We start from the raw sequence: 16,720 nt of genomic DNA on the forward strand, positions 1-16,720 counted from the left end.
GTGATGCGCTACCAACTGCGCTACATCCGCATGCACTGCATTGTGCGAGATAAAACATTAACCTGTTGCTCACCAGAGTCCAAATCGTGAGGTCATGCGCGTAAAGTGGCACCTCTAGTGGTCTCGGTTGGAGGGGTGGGGATTACAACACTGTAGTTTGAAAGCCACGCCGCGTGTTTTTGGGGGGCGGAGCGCGCAAAGCGCCCCATATCCTGCGGATTCGTGGAAAAGGTCACCGGCGTTGTAAAGTACTTACTCGTTCGGTCCTATGGCTCAGTGGAAGAGCGTTCCGTTCACACCGGAAAGGTCGCTGGTTCGATCCCAGCTAGGACCACACCGAGACAGCCGCCAGCTTCTGGCGGCTGTCTTCTTTTCTGAACCCCCCATTTTGGGCGGGCATCAGGGCATCAAACAAAAGTTGGTGGGCCGGGAACTCTTTAGGGCTGTGGCCCGACTACTCTCCTAAGCGGAAACGTGAAACACACGTCCCTCCGCGCGACCAAAGAATGGAGAGCCTTTTTGATGCAACGCTTCCCGTGGCGCACGCAGTGCGCTTTGGCCGCGGCCGGCGCTGTCGCAGGTCTAGCCGCGATTGGTGCCCCGGCGGCACTCGCTCATGACTCGGTGATCGGTGGGGACCCGGAGAACGCATCTGTGGTCTCGGAGTTCCCGGATTCGATTACGTTGGAGTTCTCTGGGCAGCCGAAGGAGGGGTTTAATACCGTCGCGCTGTCTCGCGTCAGTGACGGTGAGATCCTGTTCACTGGGGAGCCCGAGTTAAACGAACGACTGGTGACTGTTGATGTCCCCGCAGAAGTGGAGGAGAACGCCGAGCCTGGCGAGTACCAGGTTGGGTTCCAGATCATCTCTTCTGACGGTCACTCAACAAAAGGCCGCACCACCTTTACTTACGAGCCGGCGGCCGGAGCACACTCCGAGAGCGCAAACGATGACGACGCGGCAGTTGATGCCGCATCCGAAGGCTCTGCAACGCAGGATTCCGGTATGAGCGCCGGTGTACTTATCGGGATCATCGTCGCGGTGATCGCCGTACTTGGCGTCGGCATCGTCCTCATCGGCCGAAAGAACAAGTAAAACCCACTCATCCCGACAGAAAAGAGAAGAACATGTCTATCTCCCGTTCCACCACCATCGCACTTGCAGCTGTGGCAACCTTGACGCTCGGTGCCTGCAGCCCTGCGAATGAGAACGACTCCACGCAGACCGAGGAGACCACCGCCGCATCCGAGGCAGCCACCTCGAGCGCCGCAACCGAGTCTGCGGCCGCAGACTCCTCCGATGCAGCTGATGGCGAGGGTGAGCTGCTTGGCGACGGCGACCTCAAACTGGAGAACGCCACCGTGCGCGCCAAGGCTGCCGCTGATGCGGAGGACGGCACCGAGATGACCGCCATCTTCGGCACCATCCACAACACCTCGGACAACGAGATCACGGTTACCGGCTTCACCACCTCGCTGGGCGAGGCTTCCTACGAGATCCACGAGACCGTGGACGGCGTCATGCAGGAGAAGGAGGGCGGCATCACCATCCCGGCTGGCGGCACGGCAGAGCTGGCCCCTGGCGGCGACCACCTGATGATCATGGGCTACGCCCCGGAGATTCCGGCAGGCGACACCGTTGACATCGAGTTCGAAACCGCTGACGGTGAGAGCATTGCTGTCGACGGCGTCGCGGTGCGCTCCATGCTGCCGGGCGGCGAGGATTACGGCGAAGACGGCCAGCTCGCGGGCCACAGCGCGATGAACCACGATGAGATGGAACATGGCGACATGGACCATGGCGAGATGGATCACAGCGCACACTAGTAGCAAGAGAAGCACCAGAAGCAGAACTAGAAAAGGGGAAGTGAACTTTTACGATGGCGGTTTCGCGACGGGGATTTCTCGCTGGTTCGGCGGGCGTGGCGTCGATAAGCATGCTCGCTGCCTGCGCAGACGAACCGGAAACCCCGCCGCTGCCGCTGCGGGAAGCAACCGTAGATTTTCACGGTGCGCACCAGGCTGGCGTGGCCACGCCTGAGCAGGCGTGCCTGAACCTCATCGGCTTCAACCTCAAAGACGGGGCCGACGCGAAGGTGGTCGCGCGGCTGATGCGGCTGTGGACTGAGGACGCGCGCAGGCTGGCCAATGGGCAGAATCCGCTGGGCAGCCTTGAGCCGGAGATGACGGCTTGGCCCGCAAGCCTTACTTTTACCTGCGGCTTCGGCGAGGGGCTTTTCGCCAAGGCGGGGATGGATAAGCCGGAGTGGCTGCACGACATTCCGGCAATGACCCGCGACAAGCTCGACCCGAAGTGGGGGCAGACCGACCTGGTGCTGCAGATTTGCTGCGACGACCCGGTGATGGGCGCGTGGGCGATGCGGCACATGACGCGCGCGGGCGTGGATTACGTGGAGACGGCCTGGGTGCAGCAGGGCTTTGTCAACGCGCGCGGGGCCACGCCGGAGGGTGAGACCCCGCGCAACCTGTTTGGCCAGGTGGACGGGACGGTCAACCCGCACACGGAGGAAGAATACAACGAGCAGGTGTGGATCCCTTCCGGCCCGTTTGCCGGTGGCACGTCGCTGGTGGTGCGCCGCATCGCCATGAATTTGGACACGTGGGAGCTTTTGGATCGCCGCTCCCGCGAAGAGGCGGTGGGCCGCACCTTAGACACTGGTGCGCCGCTGACGGGCGGGGACGAGTTTTCGGAGCCTGATTTCGAGGCCCGCGATGAGTACGGGCTGCCGGTCATTGACCGCAACTCGCACATGGCGCGCGCCCGCGCGGTGGGCACGAAGATTCTGCGCCGCCCCTACAACTACAACTTGCCGCCCGAGCCGGGGTCCGGCGAGCTGTCCAACGCCGGGCTGGTGTTCATGTCCTATCAGCGCGACCCGGACGAGAGCTTTACCCCGATGCTCGCGCACCTCGATGAGGTCGATCGTCTCAATGAGTGGATCACCCACATCGGCTCGGCCGTGTACTACATCGTGCCCGGCGTCGGTGAGAGCGACTACTGGGGTCAGTCGCTGCTCGAAGCCTAGGTTGCTTTTCGACGCTACGTGACCCCCGCCAACCCGCAACCCCGCACAGCCGCGGGGTAGGATGTGCAACGACGTGTCGGGCCCTCTTTCGCGCCCGCCGCATGACGAACAGTGAACTTGAAGGGGTGCGCCCAGGTACGGCGGACCCCAGATGATGCGCAAAGGAGCGCCAATGGCCACCGATGTAGCCGATGTCAACGTGCAGGTAGAGTTCGAGCCCTTCGAGGTGCCAGCGGGCACCCCCGTGGGCGCGGCGATGCGCGAGCTGAACCTGCCCAACCGGGGCGACAACGCCGTCGTTGTCGTGAAGAACGAGGCGGGCGAGCTGGTTGATCTCTCGCACGTGCCGGATGAGACCGCAACCTTTACCCCGGTCGCTGCCAATACGGAGCTGGGCCGCTCGGTAATCCGCCACTCCTGCGCGCACGTGCTCGCGCAGGCGGTGCAGGCGGAGTTCCCGGGCACGAAGCTCGGTATCGGCCCGGCGATCGAGGGCGGCTTCTACTACGACTTCGACGTGGCTGAGCCCTTTACGCCGGAGGACCTGAAGAAGCTGGAACGCCGGATGAAGAAGATCATCAAGCAGGGCCAGAAGTTTGCCCGCGGCGTCTTCGAGTCCGCTGAGGTGGCGTCGGAAAAGCTGGCGGACGAGCCGTACAAGCTTGAGTTGATCCAGGACAAGGGCAACGTCGACCCGGATTCGGACGAGGCGACCGAGGTGGGTGCCGGTGAGCTGACCTACTACGACAACGTCAATCCGCGCACGGGCGACGTCGAGTGGTTTGACCTCTGCCGCGGCCCGCACGTACCGACCACCAAGTACATCCCGGCGTTCGCTCTGACCCGTTCTTCCGCTGCGTACTGGCGCGGCGACCAGAACAACGCTGGGCTGCAGCGCGTCTACGGCACCGCGTGGGAGTCCAAGGAGAAGCTGGACGAGTACATGACCATGCTCGAGGAGGCGGAGAAGCGCGACCACCGCCGACTGGGCAACGAGATGGACCTGTTTTCCTTCCCGGACGAGGTGGGCTCGGGCCTGCCGGTCTTCCACCCGGACGGCGGCATTGTGCGCATGGTGATGGAGGAGCACTCCCGCCAGCGCCACCTGAAGGCCGGGTACTCCTTCGTCAACACCCCGCACGTGACCAAGGGCGAGCTCTTCCAGAAGTCGGGCCACCTGGACTGGTACGCCGACGGCATGTTCCCGCCGATGCAGCTCGACGGCGAGGTCGACGAGGACGGCAACGTGACCAAGCAGGCGGTGGACTACTACGTCAAGCCGATGAACTGCCCGATGCACAACCTGATCTTCGACTCGCGCGGGCGTTCGTACCGTGAGCTGCCGCTGCGCCTGTTCGAGTTCGGTACTGTGTACCGCTACGAAAAGTCCGGCGTGGTGCACGGCCTGACCCGCGCGCGCGGGTTTACCCAGGACGATGCGCACATCTATTGCACCGAGGACCAGCTGGAAGAAGAGCTGACCAGCGTGCTGGAGTTCATCATCTCGCTGCTGCAGGACTACGGCCTGGACGACTTCTACCTCGAACTGTCTACCAAGGACCCGGAGAAGTACATCGGCGACGACGACATCTGGGAGCGCTCCACCAACATCCTGCAGTCGGTGGCGGAAAAGTCGGGCCTGGAGCTGGTTCCGGACCCGGCGGGTGCCGCGTTCTACGGGCCGAAGATTTCCGTGCAGGCGCGCGACGCGATCGGCCGCACCTGGCAGATGTCCACGGTGCAGCTCGACTTCAACCTGCCGGAGCGCTTCAACCTGGAGTACACCGGCCCGGATGGGTCGAAGACCCGCCCGGTGATGATCCACCGCGCGCTGTTCGGCTCGATCGAGCGCTTCTTCGGCGTGCTGCTCGAGCACTACGCCGGCGCGTTCCCGGCGTGGCTTGCACCGCGCCAGGTGATGGGTATCCCGGTCGCCGACGAGTTCGCCCCGCACCTCGACGCGGTTGTGGGCAAACTCCGCGAGGCGGGCATTCGCGCAGAGGTCGACCACTCCGATGACCGCATGCAGAAGAAGATCCGCACCCACACCACCGGCAAGGTGCCTTTCATGCTCGTGGCAGGTGCCCGCGACGTGGAGGCGAACGCGGTGAGCTTCCGCTTCCTCGACGGCACCCAGGTCAACGGTGTGCCCGTCGACGAGGCCGTGGCGCTGATCATCGACTGGGTCGAGGCCAAGCGCAACGAGCAGCCGAGCGAGGAAGCCATTGCGGCCCGCCGTGGGAACTAACGGCGAGGGTGCCGGCAGCGGCGCTCACGCCGGCAGCGCTGCCCAGGCCGCGGCAGGCGACTACGTCGACAGCGGGGCGGGCGATGCGGACCGTTTGCAGCGCCTGTGGGCCCCGTACAGGTCCAACTACATCGCCACGGCACCGAAGCGCAGCACGGACCCCTTTGTGGATATTCCCAAGGGTAGTGATGAGGACGGGCTGATCATCGCCCGCGGCGAGACGGTCTACGCTCTGCTCAACCTGTACCCGTACAACGCGGGCCACCTTATGGTGGTGCCGTACCGCAAGGTCGCTGAGCTGGAAGCGTTGACCTGCGAGGAGACCGCGGAGCTGATGGTCTTTGCCAAGCGAGCGGTGCGCACGCTCAAAGCCGTGTCCACGCCGGAGGCGATCAACGTTGGGCTCAACCTGGGCAAGGCGGCAGGCGGCTCGGTGGGCGACCACCTGCACTTACACGTCGTGCCGCGCTGGGCAGGCGACTCGAACTTCATGACCGTCATCGGCGGTACGAAGGTGCTCCCCCAGCTGTTGCGCGAGACGCGCCAGCTGCTTGCCGACGCCTGGCCCGGCCCCCAGCCAAACGATAAAGGAGACAGCGATGCTTAGCGTGCACGGGCGCAAGCCCGCGGCCGTCGTGGTCAAGCCCGTGGCGCAGGCGCTGCTGCGCGTGGGGCTGACGCCAAACGTGACAACACTGGTGGGCACCGCCGCCACGGTTGTCGCCTCGGTCGTCCTCATCCCTGCCGACTACTTGGTGTGGGCCGCGCTGCTGAGTATCTTCTTCGCCGCCTTCGACATGGTCGACGGCACGATGGCCCGTCTCTCCGGCGGCGGTACCGCCTTCGGCGCCACGCTGGACGCCAGCTGCGACCGCATTACCGACGGCGCGCTGTTCGCCGCCATCGCCATGTGGCTGGTCTATGTGGATCATGCGCACCCCGCGCACGTTGCCGCCTGCCTGGCGGTGCTCGTGCTGTCGCAGGTGATCAGCTACATCAAAGCCCGCGGCGAGGCTGGGGGCTTACGCATCGTCGGCGGGCTGATCGAGCGCCCCGAGCGGCTCATCATCGCCGTAGTCGGGCTGCTCCTTGAGGGCTTCGGCGTGGGCGGTGCCGTCGTGGTGTCCCTGTGGGTCTTGCTTGTCGGCTCCGCCATTACCGTGGTGCAGCGCCTCATCTTCGCGGCCCGCGACCCGCAGTCCGCGGAGCGTCTCGCACCACCGCCGGGGGCGTAGATGGAACGCATCGATCTGGCGACTGCGGGCTACCTGGCGGGGTGGAAGCTCGTCGGCAAGCTGCCCGCCGGGTGGACTGCCGCAATGTTCGCGAGCGGCGCGGACGCCTTGTCCCAGCAGGGGGCCGGGATGGAAATGCTGCGACGAAACCTCACCCGGGTCGTCAGCCCGACCAAGGTGACGCGGGCGCTGGTGCGCGACGCGACGCGCTCCTATGCGCGCTACTGGCACGAGGTTTTCCGCCTCCCACAGCTTGCGGGCGAGCAGCGACTTATGCGCGAGCTCGACGTCGGTGTTGAGGGCCGGGCACACATCGACGCCGCGCTGGACAAGGGTAGGGGCTTGATCTTGACGCTCCCGCACAGTGGTAACTGGGATATGGCGGGGATGTGGCTTGCGCACCACTACGGGGGCTTCGCCACCGTGGCCGAAAGGGTCAAGCCGGAGGCCTTGTTTGATGCCTTTGTGGACTTCCGTGAGCAGCTCGGCTTTGAGGTGCTCCCGCTCACGGGCGCGGCGACCCCGCCGTTTGCGCGTCTCAAGGAGGTGCTCGCAGACGGCGGCATCGTGTGCCTCATGGGCGAACGCGACCTGAAAGGAAGCGGCGTGAAGGTACGCTTCTTTGGCGAGGGCACCACGATGCCGGCAGGCCCGGCCAAGCTCGCCATGGAAACTGACGCGCAGCTTGCGGTCGCGCACTCCTGGTATCCCGATCCTGCCGCACGGGGTCCGCGGTGGGGCTTTTTGGTCTCCGCACCCGTGGAGGTTTCCACGCTCGAGGCGACCGCGCAGCGGGTGGCCGACGAATTCGCCGCAAACATTGCGCGCCACCCCCAGGACTGGCACGCGCTGCAGCCCATCTGGCCCGCCGATGCACAGTGGCGTAACGCCGCGCACCCGCGCCGTCGGCAGGCACCCGGAGGGGAGTCAGGGGGCGCAGCCTAGATGCGCATCGGCATGGTCTGCCCTTACTCCTTTGACCACCCCGGCGGGGTGCAGTCCCACGTGCTCGATCTCGCGCGCGTGTTTCGGTCTCGGGGGCATGTAGTTGGGGTGCTCGGCCCGGCGTCGGCAAGCACTGCTCTGCCAGAGTGGGTGACCCGCGGGGGCCCTGCCGTGCCGGTGCGCTACAACGGCTCTGTGGCGCGGCTGGCGTTTGGGCCGCAGGTGCGGCGCACCACCCGCGAGTTTCTCGCGCGGGGCAACTTCGACGTGCTGCACGTGCACGAGCCGAACTCGCCGAGCTACTCCATGGTCGCGACCGCGCTGGCCAGCGGGCCGATCGTGGCGACGTATCACACCTCGGCAACGCACTCCTATGCCCTGCGCGCCGCGCTGCCCCTGCTGCGCGCGAATCTGGAGAAGATCCACGCGGGCATCGCGGTGAGCGAACTCGCACGCCGTTGGCAGGTGGAGCAGGTGGGCGCGGACCCGATCGTGATCCCCAACGGTGTCGACACCGCACAGTTTCGGCAGGCGCGTGTCCCGCGCGACCCGGCGGCACCGGTGGAGATCGTCTTCCTCGGCCGTCTCGACGAGCCGCGCAAGGGGCTCGATATCTTCCTGCGCGCAATTGCGCTTCTCGACGTCCCCGTGCGCGTCACCGTCATCGGCGCGGGCCACCACATCACCGCGGTCGAGGGTGTGGACTTCGTCGGTGCGGTCAGCGACGAGGAGAAGGCACGCATCTTGGGTCGCGCCGACATCTACGTCGCGCCGAACACGTCCGGGGAGTCCTTTGGCATCGTGCTCGTCGAGGCGATGGCGGCGGGTTGCGCCGTGGTGGCCAGCGATCTCGAGGCGTTTGCGCGAGTCTGCGACGCAGACTCGGCGACACCCGCCGGGGCACTCGTGCCGGTGGGCGACCACGTTGCGCTGGCGGCGACGCTGCGCAAGCTCGTTGCAGATCCGCACGCGCGGGACGAACTCATTGCACGGGGCGGCGCGCGTGCGCTGGAGTACGACTGGGACACCGTGGCGGATCAGATCTTGACGGTCTACGAAACGGTCGTGGGCGCGGCCAACGTGAAGGGTGAGTAAGCAGTGACGGTGGTGTGGGTCGTTGTTGCAATCGCGGTGACGCTGTTCGCCGCGTGGGCGTATTTCACAGCACAGCGCTTAGACCGGCTGCACACGCGCTTGGATCGCTCGCGCGAGGCGTTGCAGGCCGCGCTGGATCGGCGCGCTGCGGTGGTGGCCGCGGTGGTGCCGCAGCTGCGGGAGCGTGCGCGTGCGATCGAAGAGGTGCGACTCGACGCACGTGACGTCGATAGCCGACTCGAGCTCGAGCGCACGTTTGCCGCTGACCTTGTGGCGCTCACGGATGAGGTGCTTGCGGCACCGGAAGTGCGCCGGGAGCTGCAGGATGCGCAGACGCGCGTGTTTCTCGCGCTGCGCTTCTATAACGAGGCGGTCTCCGACACGCGCGATTTGCGACTGCGGCCGCTGGTGCGTGTGCTGCGACTCGGTGGGACCGCGGCCCTGCCCGAATATGCCGCGCTCGAGGAACTGGAGTTGAACTGAACAGCTGGGCCGTGAGCGCGTAGTGTGAGGTGGCATGCACCACGATTTACCAACTTCTGCGTCCCAGCCCACCTATATTCAGCGGATCCTGGATCTTGAGCGCATTGACAAGAACATCTACCGCGGTGCGGCGATGCACTCGGAGAACTTTGTGCGCACCTTCGGCGGCCACGTTGCCGGGCAGGCGCTTGTCGCGGCGACGCGCACGATCGCAGATGACAAGCACGTGCACTCCCTGCACGGCTACTTCTTGCGACCTGGCGACGCCAACGAGGCCACGGTCTACCGGGTTGGCCGCCCGCGCGACGGGCGCAGCTTTGCCACACGCACCGTCGAGGCAGTCCAGGATGGCGAGGTGATCTTCTCCATGCAGGCCAGCTTCCACCGCACCGACGACGAGGGCCTGGAGCACTCCGACGAGATGCGTGCAGTGCCCAGCCCGGAAGATCTAGGAGAGGAGGCGAACCCGGAGCATTTGGGGCCGGGGTCGAAGCACGATTGGAACGAGTGGGATATCCGGATTGTCCCGCAGGATCGCTACGCGCCGAACCAGTACACGCAAAGCCAGCAAGTGGTCTGGTTTCGTTCCAAGCGTCGGTTGCCGGACGAGGACACCTTCCACGCCTGCACGCTGACCTACATGTCGGATATGACGCTGCTGCATTCTTCGCTTGCGGCGCACCCGGGGCGCAAGGTGCAGCTGGCCTCGCTGGATCACGCGGTGTGGTTCTTACGTCCTTTCCGTGCGGACGATTGGCTGCTCTACGACCAGATTTCGCCCTCGGCCCACGCTGGTCGCGCGCTCACGCACGGGCGCATTTTCGACCGCGCGGGCAACCTCGTTGCTGTGGTGGTGCAGGAGGGGCTGACGCGGAACCTGCGTGAGGGTGCCACCGCTGTGCCGGAGAAATAGGCGCGGTCCACCAGTCAAAGCGGGGTAGGCGGCGCGGGGCACGTATAATCGTCAAAGTTCATCCTCCAGCGACGAAAAGGGGTGCCATATGGCGGGCCACTCAAAGTGGGCTACGACGAAGCACAAGAAGGCTGCGAACGATGCAAAGCGTTCAAAGCTGTGGGCGAAGCTGATTAAGGATATCGAGGTGGCTGCCCGTACCGGCGGCGGCGACCCGGCGGGTAACCCCACGCTCGACGACATGATTAAAAAGGCCAAGAAGGCCTCCGTGCCGGGCGACAACATTGAGCGCGCCCGCAAGCGCGGCTCCGGCGAAGAGGCTGGCGGCGCTAACTGGGAATCCGTGATGTACGAGGGCTACGGCCCCAACGGCATTGCGCTGCTCATCGAGTGCCTGACCGATAACCGCAACCGCGCGGCCACCGAGGTGCGCACCGCGATGACGAAGAACGGCGGCAACATGGGCGACTCCGGTTCGGTTGCGTACATGTTCAAGCGCACCGGCATCGTCACCGTGAAGAAGGGCGAGCTCACCGAGGACGACATTCTTATGGCGGTGCTCGACGCCGGTGCCGAGGAGGTCAACGACCTGGGCGAGGAGTTCGAGGTTGTCTGCGAGCCGACCGACGTGCAGGCGGTGCGCGACGCGCTGAAGGACGCCGACATTGAGGTCGAGGGGGCGGACCAGGACTTCCGCGCCGACATCGAGGTGGAGGCGGATCTCTCCGCCGCGAAGAAGACGCTGAACCTGATTGATGCGCTTGAGGACGCGGACGACGTGCAGAATGTCTACACCAACATGAGCATCCCCGACGAGGTCGCCGCGCAGCTGGACGACTAGTTCCCGCACGCACCGATGCGTTCGGTGCCGATATGCCCCGCCGTGGGCCGCGTGTAACGCGGTGTCTGCGGCGGGGCTTCGCGCTGTGGCGCGACCTATGGTAGAACATGTGTGTTAGTAGGTTGTCCGTGTGTGGGAGGTAAGGCATGCACCTTGAAGGGCTGCGGGTGATGGGCGTTGACCCGGGGCTGACTCGGTGCGGCCTGTCCGTGGTGCAGGCCGGGCGCGGCAGGCAGATCTTCCCCATCTCGGTGGGGGTGGTGCGTACGCCGTCGGACGCAGATCTCGGCGAGCGGCTCCTGCGGCTCTCCCGCGCAGTGGGGGACTGGATGGATGAGTACCGCCCTGATGTCGTGGCGATGGAACGTATTTTTGAGCGCGGCAATGTGTCCACGGTGATGCACACCGCGCACGCCGTTGGTGTGCTCGTGCTCGCCGCCGCGGAGCGTGACATTCCGGTGCACATGTACACGCCCTCCGAGGTGAAGAAGGCGATCTCCGGTAATGGTCGCGCCGATAAGAAGCAGATGACGGCCATGATTACGCGTATCCTGGGCCTTTCGGAGCCGCCGAAACCGGCTGACGCGGCGGACGCGCTGGCCATCGCGGTGTGCCACTGCTGGCGCGCGCCGCTTCTCACGCGTAGCGCGCAGGCACAGCGGTTGCAGCAGGCGCAGCAGGCAGCACAGGTAGGGAAGTGAAGGAGTACAGCATGATTGATTCGCTCAACGGAGAGGTCATCTCGATCGGGCTCGACCACGCGGTTATTGAGTGCGCGGGCGTGGGCTATCGCTTCCTGGCCAGCCCGCCGACGTTGGCCACGCTGACTCGCGGCGAAAACCGCCGTGTGCTCACGTCCATGGTGGTCAAAGATGATGGGGTGACGCTCTACGGGTTTTGGGACGACGAGGCGCGCGAGATGTTCCACCGCCTGCAAAGCGTCACGGGCCTGGGCCCGAAGCTTGCGCTCGCCTCGCTCTCCGTATTCGGCGCGGGCGAGCTCGCGGGCTTGATCTCCGAGCAGGACACCAAACGCATCCAGACGATCCCCGGTGTGGGCAAGAAGATGGCCGAGCGCATTGTGCTCGAGCTGAAGGACAAGATGGCCGGCTTCGCCACCGACCAGGAGGAAACGCCGGCTCCCGCGGCGAAGTCCTCGCTGGCCACCGAGCAGGTGGTCGAGGCACTCATCGGTCTCGGCTTCCCCGAGCGCAGCGCGCGCCCCACCGTGGACCGGGTCGTCGAGGCGAACCCGGAGGCGCAAACCTCGGCACTGCTGCGTGCCGCGCTGTCCGAGCTAGGAAAGAAGTAGCCGCCCATGTCGGATGTGGAGAAAACAGAGTTCAGCCTCCCGGAAGGCATGTCGCGGCCGAGCAATTCGCTTATCGACGCCACGTCGCAGCCCGAGGAACGCGACGCCGAAAAGTCCCTGCGCCCGAAGTCCATCGAGGAGTTCATCGGGCAACCGAAGGTTCGGGAGCAGCTGAGCCTGGTGCTCGCCGGAGCGCGACGCCGCGAGGTCACGCCGGACCACATCTTGCTCTCCGGCCCACCCGGCCTGGGTAAGACGACGATGGCGATGATCATCGCGCAGGAACTGGGAACCTCGCTGCGGATGACCTCGGGCCCGGCACTTGAGCGCGCCGGCGACCTGGCGGCCATGCTGTCGAACCTGATGGAAGGCGACGTGCTCTTCATCGACGAGATCCACCGCATTGCGCGCCCGGCGGAGGAGATGCTCTACATGGCGATGGAGGACTTCCGCATCGACGTGATCGTGGGCAAGGGCCCGGGCGCGACCTCTATTCCACTCGAGATTCCTCCCTTTACGCTCGTCGGTGCCACCACGCGCGCCGGCATGCTCACCGGTCCGTTGCGCGACCGTTTTGGTTTCACCGCGCAGATGGAGTTCTACGAGGTGGACGATCTCACTCGCGTGGTGACCCGCGCGGCGACAATCCTCAACGTCAATATTGACGACGATGCTGCCGTCGAGATTGCCTCGCGCTCGCGCGGCACGCCGCGCATCGCCAACCGCCTGCTGCGCAGGGTGCGCGACTGGGCGGACGTCAACGGCGACGGGCACGTCGACCTGGCCGCTGCGCAGTCCGCACTGGCGGTATTCGACGTCGACGAGCGCGGTCTCGACCGGCTGGATCGGGCAGTGCTGGATTCGCTCATCCGTGGGCACGGCGGCGGGCCAGTAGGTGTGAACACGCTCGCCATTGCGGTGGGGGAGGAACCCTCGACCGTCGAGGAAGTCTGCGAGCCATACCTGGTGCGCGCGGGGCTGATGGCGCGTACCGGTCGCGGGCGTGTCGCGACAGCTGCCGCCTGGGACCACCTGGGCATGACTCCGCCGCCCGAGGCGCCGGGGCAGTTGAACTTGATGTAGGGAACCGTTGGCCGCACAGGCCACTATGCAACAATGGGGCGCATGGATTTCCTCATGATTCTCGTTGTCCTGCTCATTTTCCTGCTGCCCTCCATGCTGATGATGCGTGGGCAGAAGAAGCGCCAGCGCCAGGTCCAAGAGATGCAAGCCTCGATTGCTCCGGGCGACAAGGTGGTCAACGTCGCCGGCTTCCACGCCACTGTGGTGGAGCACAACGGCGACAGCCTGCTTGTTGAGCTCGCCCCCGGCGTGCAGGTCACGATGGAGACCGCTGGTGTGATGAAGCGCGTGGAAGACCCCGCAGCACCGGCACCGGCATCCGAGCCCGCCCCGGGCGAGACCGAGCAGGAGCGCTAAAAGCACGAGTCACACCTGAGAGTTTTTCAGGGACCACGTGGCCGACCACGTGAATACGCGCACCATGCCGTAGCATAGATGCGTTGTGCGCAAGGCGCAGAACCATTCATCGGATCAATTAAGGAGTCAGCGTAAGTGTCGTCACACACTCGGCGTTCCGGCGATCTGAGGTCCAAGCGGACATGGCCAGGCAAGGCCTTGGCGTTGTTCCTCCTCATCGTCATAGGCGTGTACGCATTAGTCTTTTTCACCGGCGATAAGTCGGCGACGCCGAAGCTCGGCATCGACCTCCAGGGCGGTACCCGAGTCACGCTGGTGCCGCAGGGGGAGGAGCCGACCCGCGAGCAGCTTGACGACGCCAGGCGCATCCTGGAGAACCGCGTCAACGGCATGGGCGTTTCCGGCGCGACCGTCGTGGTGGACGGCAACACGATTGTGATCACCGCCGCCGGCGATGACACCTCGGAGGTCCGCAACATTGGGCAGACCTCGCAGCTGCTGTTCCGCCCCGTGATGGAGCCGCCGCAGCCGGACGCCGCAGCGATTACCCCTACGTTGCTGGAGACCGCAAACGAGTGGGTCAAGTACGGCGTAATGACCAAGGAGCAGGCGCAGGGCGTGCTGGACCAGGCCGTCCAAGCTAACCAGCCCGAGGGCGAGAACGCGCCCCAGGGGCCGAAGGTTGACGCGGAGCCCCTGCCGGAGCCGGAGGGCCCGGTGGGGGCCGCCGAGCGTCGTCAAGAGGCGACGGAAGTACTGCGCGAATCCCGCCAGTCGGAGGATCCGACCCAACAGTTCGCCTCCATGATTCTGCTCTCGGGCGTCTGCGCCAGCCAGGACGTTGACCCGTTGGCCGGCACGGACGCGGAGGACCGCCCGCTGGTGGCCTGTGACTCCAACTCGGGCCAGCCTCTACTGCTTGATCAAGTGCCGCTGCTGCAGGGCGTGACCGACGAAGACGGCCCGCGCCTCACCGGCGAGCAGATCGACACCACGCGCCCGATCTCCGGCGGCTACAACCCGCAGTCTTCCCAGATGGAGATCAGCTTCGCGTTCAGCCAGAGCGGCGACGTGAACGGTTCCTCCACCTGGGCTGCGCTGACCAGCGAGATGATCGGCAAGCAGATAGCCATCACCCTGGACTCCCAGGTCATCTCCGCGCCCGTGATCCAGGGCGCAACCCCGGTCGGCTCTGCTACCGCGATTACCGGCGATTTTACCCAGGAAGAGGCCGAGGGTCTGGCGAACAACCTGCGTTACGGCGCGCTGCCGCTGTCGTTCGCAGGTGAGAACGGCGAACCGGGTGGCACCGCGATGACGGTGCCGCCGTCACTCGGCCTTGCATCCCTTCAGGCTGGCCTCTACGCAGGCTTGGTGGGTCTTGCCCTGGTCGCCCTGTTCGTCTTTACCTACTACCGCCTCTACGGCCTGATCTCTCTGGCCACCCTGGCGGTGGCTGGTGTGCTGGTGTACGGCGCGCTCGTGCTGCTGGGCCGCTGGATCGGCTACTCGCTCGACCTGTCTGGCGTGGCGGGTCTGATCATCGGTATTGGTACGACCGCAGACTCCTTCGTGGTGATTTACGAGCGCATCAAGGATGAGGTGCGCAAGGGCAAGACCTTCCGTTCTGCCACGGCTTCTGGTTGGGATCGCGCGAAGGAAACCGTCGTGACCGGCAACATGGTTACGCTCATCGGCGCGGTGATTATTTACTTCCTCGCCGTGGGTGACGTGAAGGGCTTCGCCTTTACCATGGGCCTGACCACCATCTTCGACCTGTTGGTGACCTTCCTGGTCACCGCGCCGCTGATGGTGCTGGCCTCGCGGAGCAAGTTCTGGTCCAAGCCAGGCGTCAACGGGATGTCGAAGGCTTTTGCCACCGGTGCCGCGGTGCGGGCTGGGGAAGCGGAAGAACGTGAGGCGGTGGGCGTCGAAAAGCGCGAGCCCGTAGGCGCCGTAAGCGGCCACGAAGCTGAGGAGAAGTAAACATGACTAACGCTACTCTCACCGACGCCGCCGAGCACCGCTCGGAGCGGCTGCACACCGGCTACGGCGTGATCGACTTCGTCGGGCGCCGCAAGCTGTGGTACTCGATCACCGTCGGGCTCATCGCGATTGCTGTGGTTGCGATGCTCGGCCGCGGCTTCAACCTGGGCATTGACTTCGAGGGCGGCACAAAGATGTCCATGCCTGCCGACGAGCTTGTCGCCGAAGAAGTCGAAGCAACCTTTATTGACGCCACTGGGGTCACTCCGGAGCTGACCCAGATTGTGGGCGCGGGCGACGCGCGCACGCTGGAGATCAATTCCGAGCACCTCACGCAGGAGCAGATTGACCAGGCACGCCAGGCGATCTTCGAGGAGTACCACCCGAAGGATGCCAACGGCGAGGTCTCCGCGAACGCGATCGGTGACTCGACGGTGTCCGAGTCCTGGGGCGACACGATTACCCAGCGCATGCTGCTCGCAATGCTCGTGTTCATTCTGGCCGCAGCGGTCTACGTGGCGCTGCGCCTGCAGCGGCAGATGGCCGCCGCGGCGCTGCTGGCACTCGTGGTGGACGCGATCTTGATCATGGGCTTTTACGCCCTGTTCGGGCTGGAGATCACCCCGGCGATGATCATCGGTCTGCTCACCGTGCTGACCTTCTCCCTCTACGACACGGTCATCGTGTTTGACAAGGTCAAGGAAAATACCTCCGGCATTCTGGATTCGCGCAGGTCTACCTACGCGGAGCAGGCCAACCTGGCGGTAAACCAGACGGTGATGCGCTCGATTTCTACCTCGGTGATCTCGGCGCTGCCGATCATCGCGCTGATGATCGTCGCCGTGTGGATGCTCGGCGTCGGCACGCTGCGCGACCTTGCGGTTATCCAGCTCATTGGTGTGATCGAGGGCGTGATCTCCTCGCTCTTCCTTGCCACTTCGCTGCTGGTGACCTTCGTGGAGCGCAAGCCTTCCATCCGCAAACACAACGCTGCCGTTGAGGCTTTCCGGAACGGGGAGGACTCCGAAGAAGACGTCGAGGACGAGGCCGCCGGCAAGCGCACCGTTGCTTCCGTGAGCACTCCGGCCGGGCGCGCGCCTGCGCCGAGCGCCGCGCCGGAGCAGCCGCGTGGCGAGTCCTCCGGCTCCGCGACGTGGAGGCCGGGACGCTAGGCGA

The 16,720-nt window shown here is 65.2% G+C and carries 17 protein-coding genes and 1 tRNA gene; all 18 read left to right on the forward strand.

Going from position 1 to position 16,720, the window contains the following annotated elements:
* Window positions 1-262 precede the first annotated feature (262 nt).
* The 18 genes from HMPREF2990_RS07955 (at window position 263) to secF (ending at window position 16,716) form a co-directional block, all read left to right on the forward strand.
* A tRNA-Val gene (locus tag HMPREF2990_RS07955) sits at window positions 263-334 on the forward strand.
* 188 nt (window positions 335-522) lie between these two features.
* On the forward strand, window positions 523-1,095 hold the full coding sequence (locus tag HMPREF2990_RS07960; RefSeq protein ID WP_070763839.1) for a copper resistance CopC family protein: 573 nt from the start codon (window positions 523-525) through the stop codon (window positions 1,093-1,095).
* Window positions 1,096-1,127: 32 nt separating this feature from the next.
* Entirely contained in the window at window positions 1,128-1,826 is a 699-nt protein-coding gene (locus tag HMPREF2990_RS07965) for a copper chaperone PCu(A)C (protein ID WP_070763841.1), read from the forward strand.
* 53 nt (window positions 1,827-1,879) lie between these two features.
* The gene (locus tag HMPREF2990_RS07970) at window positions 1,880-3,046 is read left to right on the forward strand and encodes a Dyp-type peroxidase (protein WP_070763843.1); all 1,167 of its coding nucleotides are present in this window, start codon (window positions 1,880-1,882) and stop codon (window positions 3,044-3,046) included.
* A gap of 172 nt (window positions 3,047-3,218) precedes the next feature.
* On the forward strand, window positions 3,219-5,294 hold the full coding sequence (thrS, locus tag HMPREF2990_RS07975) for a threonine--tRNA ligase (protein ID WP_070763845.1): 2,076 nt from the start codon (window positions 3,219-3,221) through the stop codon (window positions 5,292-5,294).
* 94 nt (window positions 5,295-5,388) lie between these two features.
* Complete coding sequence (locus HMPREF2990_RS07980; protein ID WP_246817501.1) at window positions 5,389-5,901, forward strand: HIT family protein; 513 nt, start codon at window positions 5,389-5,391, stop codon at window positions 5,899-5,901.
* Complete coding sequence (gene pgsA, locus HMPREF2990_RS07985) at window positions 5,894-6,529, forward strand: phosphatidylinositol phosphate synthase (RefSeq protein ID WP_038590905.1); 636 nt, start codon at window positions 5,894-5,896, stop codon at window positions 6,527-6,529. The genes HMPREF2990_RS07980 and pgsA overlap by 8 nt, the downstream gene beginning before the upstream one ends.
* Complete coding sequence (locus HMPREF2990_RS07990; RefSeq protein WP_070763848.1) at window positions 6,530-7,474, forward strand: phosphatidylinositol mannoside acyltransferase; 945 nt, start codon at window positions 6,530-6,532, stop codon at window positions 7,472-7,474.
* Entirely contained in the window at window positions 7,475-8,569 is a 1,095-nt protein-coding gene (locus HMPREF2990_RS07995; RefSeq protein ID WP_070763850.1) for a glycosyltransferase family 4 protein, read from the forward strand.
* 3 nt (window positions 8,570-8,572) lie between these two features.
* Window positions 8,573-9,052: a hypothetical protein gene (locus tag HMPREF2990_RS08000; RefSeq protein WP_070763852.1), complete on the forward strand. Its 480-nt coding sequence runs from the start codon at window positions 8,573-8,575 to the stop codon at window positions 9,050-9,052.
* Between the two features lie 34 nt (window positions 9,053-9,086).
* Window positions 9,087-9,965 carry an acyl-CoA thioesterase gene (locus HMPREF2990_RS08005; protein ID WP_070763854.1) on the forward strand — a complete coding sequence of 293 codons (879 nt, stop codon included), beginning with the start codon at window positions 9,087-9,089 and terminating at the stop codon, window positions 9,963-9,965.
* A gap of 88 nt (window positions 9,966-10,053) precedes the next feature.
* Window positions 10,054-10,806: a YebC/PmpR family DNA-binding transcriptional regulator gene (locus tag HMPREF2990_RS08010; RefSeq protein ID WP_070763856.1), complete on the forward strand. Its 753-nt coding sequence runs from the start codon at window positions 10,054-10,056 to the stop codon at window positions 10,804-10,806.
* 146 nt (window positions 10,807-10,952) lie between these two features.
* A complete protein-coding gene (gene ruvC, locus HMPREF2990_RS08015; protein ID WP_070763858.1) occupies window positions 10,953-11,507 on the forward strand; it encodes a crossover junction endodeoxyribonuclease RuvC in 555 nt (184 codons plus the stop codon).
* 11 nt (window positions 11,508-11,518) lie between these two features.
* A complete protein-coding gene (ruvA, locus tag HMPREF2990_RS08020; protein ID WP_070763860.1) occupies window positions 11,519-12,118 on the forward strand; it encodes a Holliday junction branch migration protein RuvA in 600 nt (199 codons plus the stop codon).
* A 6-nt stretch (window positions 12,119-12,124) separates the two neighbouring features.
* On the forward strand, window positions 12,125-13,201 hold the full coding sequence (ruvB, locus tag HMPREF2990_RS08025; protein ID WP_038590888.1) for a Holliday junction branch migration DNA helicase RuvB: 1,077 nt from the start codon (window positions 12,125-12,127) through the stop codon (window positions 13,199-13,201).
* Between the two features lie 42 nt (window positions 13,202-13,243).
* The gene (gene yajC / locus HMPREF2990_RS08030; protein WP_246817492.1) at window positions 13,244-13,558 is read left to right on the forward strand and encodes a preprotein translocase subunit YajC; all 315 of its coding nucleotides are present in this window, start codon (window positions 13,244-13,246) and stop codon (window positions 13,556-13,558) included.
* 135 nt (window positions 13,559-13,693) lie between these two features.
* Window positions 13,694-15,544: a protein translocase subunit SecD gene (gene secD / locus HMPREF2990_RS08035; protein ID WP_083317078.1), complete on the forward strand. Its 1,851-nt coding sequence runs from the start codon at window positions 13,694-13,696 to the stop codon at window positions 15,542-15,544.
* A 2-nt stretch (window positions 15,545-15,546) separates the two neighbouring features.
* Window positions 15,547-16,716 (forward strand): protein translocase subunit SecF, encoded by a 1,170-nt coding sequence (gene secF / locus HMPREF2990_RS08040; RefSeq protein WP_070763864.1) that lies wholly within the window; start codon window positions 15,547-15,549, stop codon window positions 16,714-16,716.
* The last annotated feature ends 4 nt before the right edge of the window (window positions 16,717-16,720 follow it).

The organism is Corynebacterium sp. HMSC071B10 (genome assembly GCF_001814825.1).
Lineage (GTDB): Bacteria > Actinomycetota > Actinomycetes > Mycobacteriales > Mycobacteriaceae > Corynebacterium.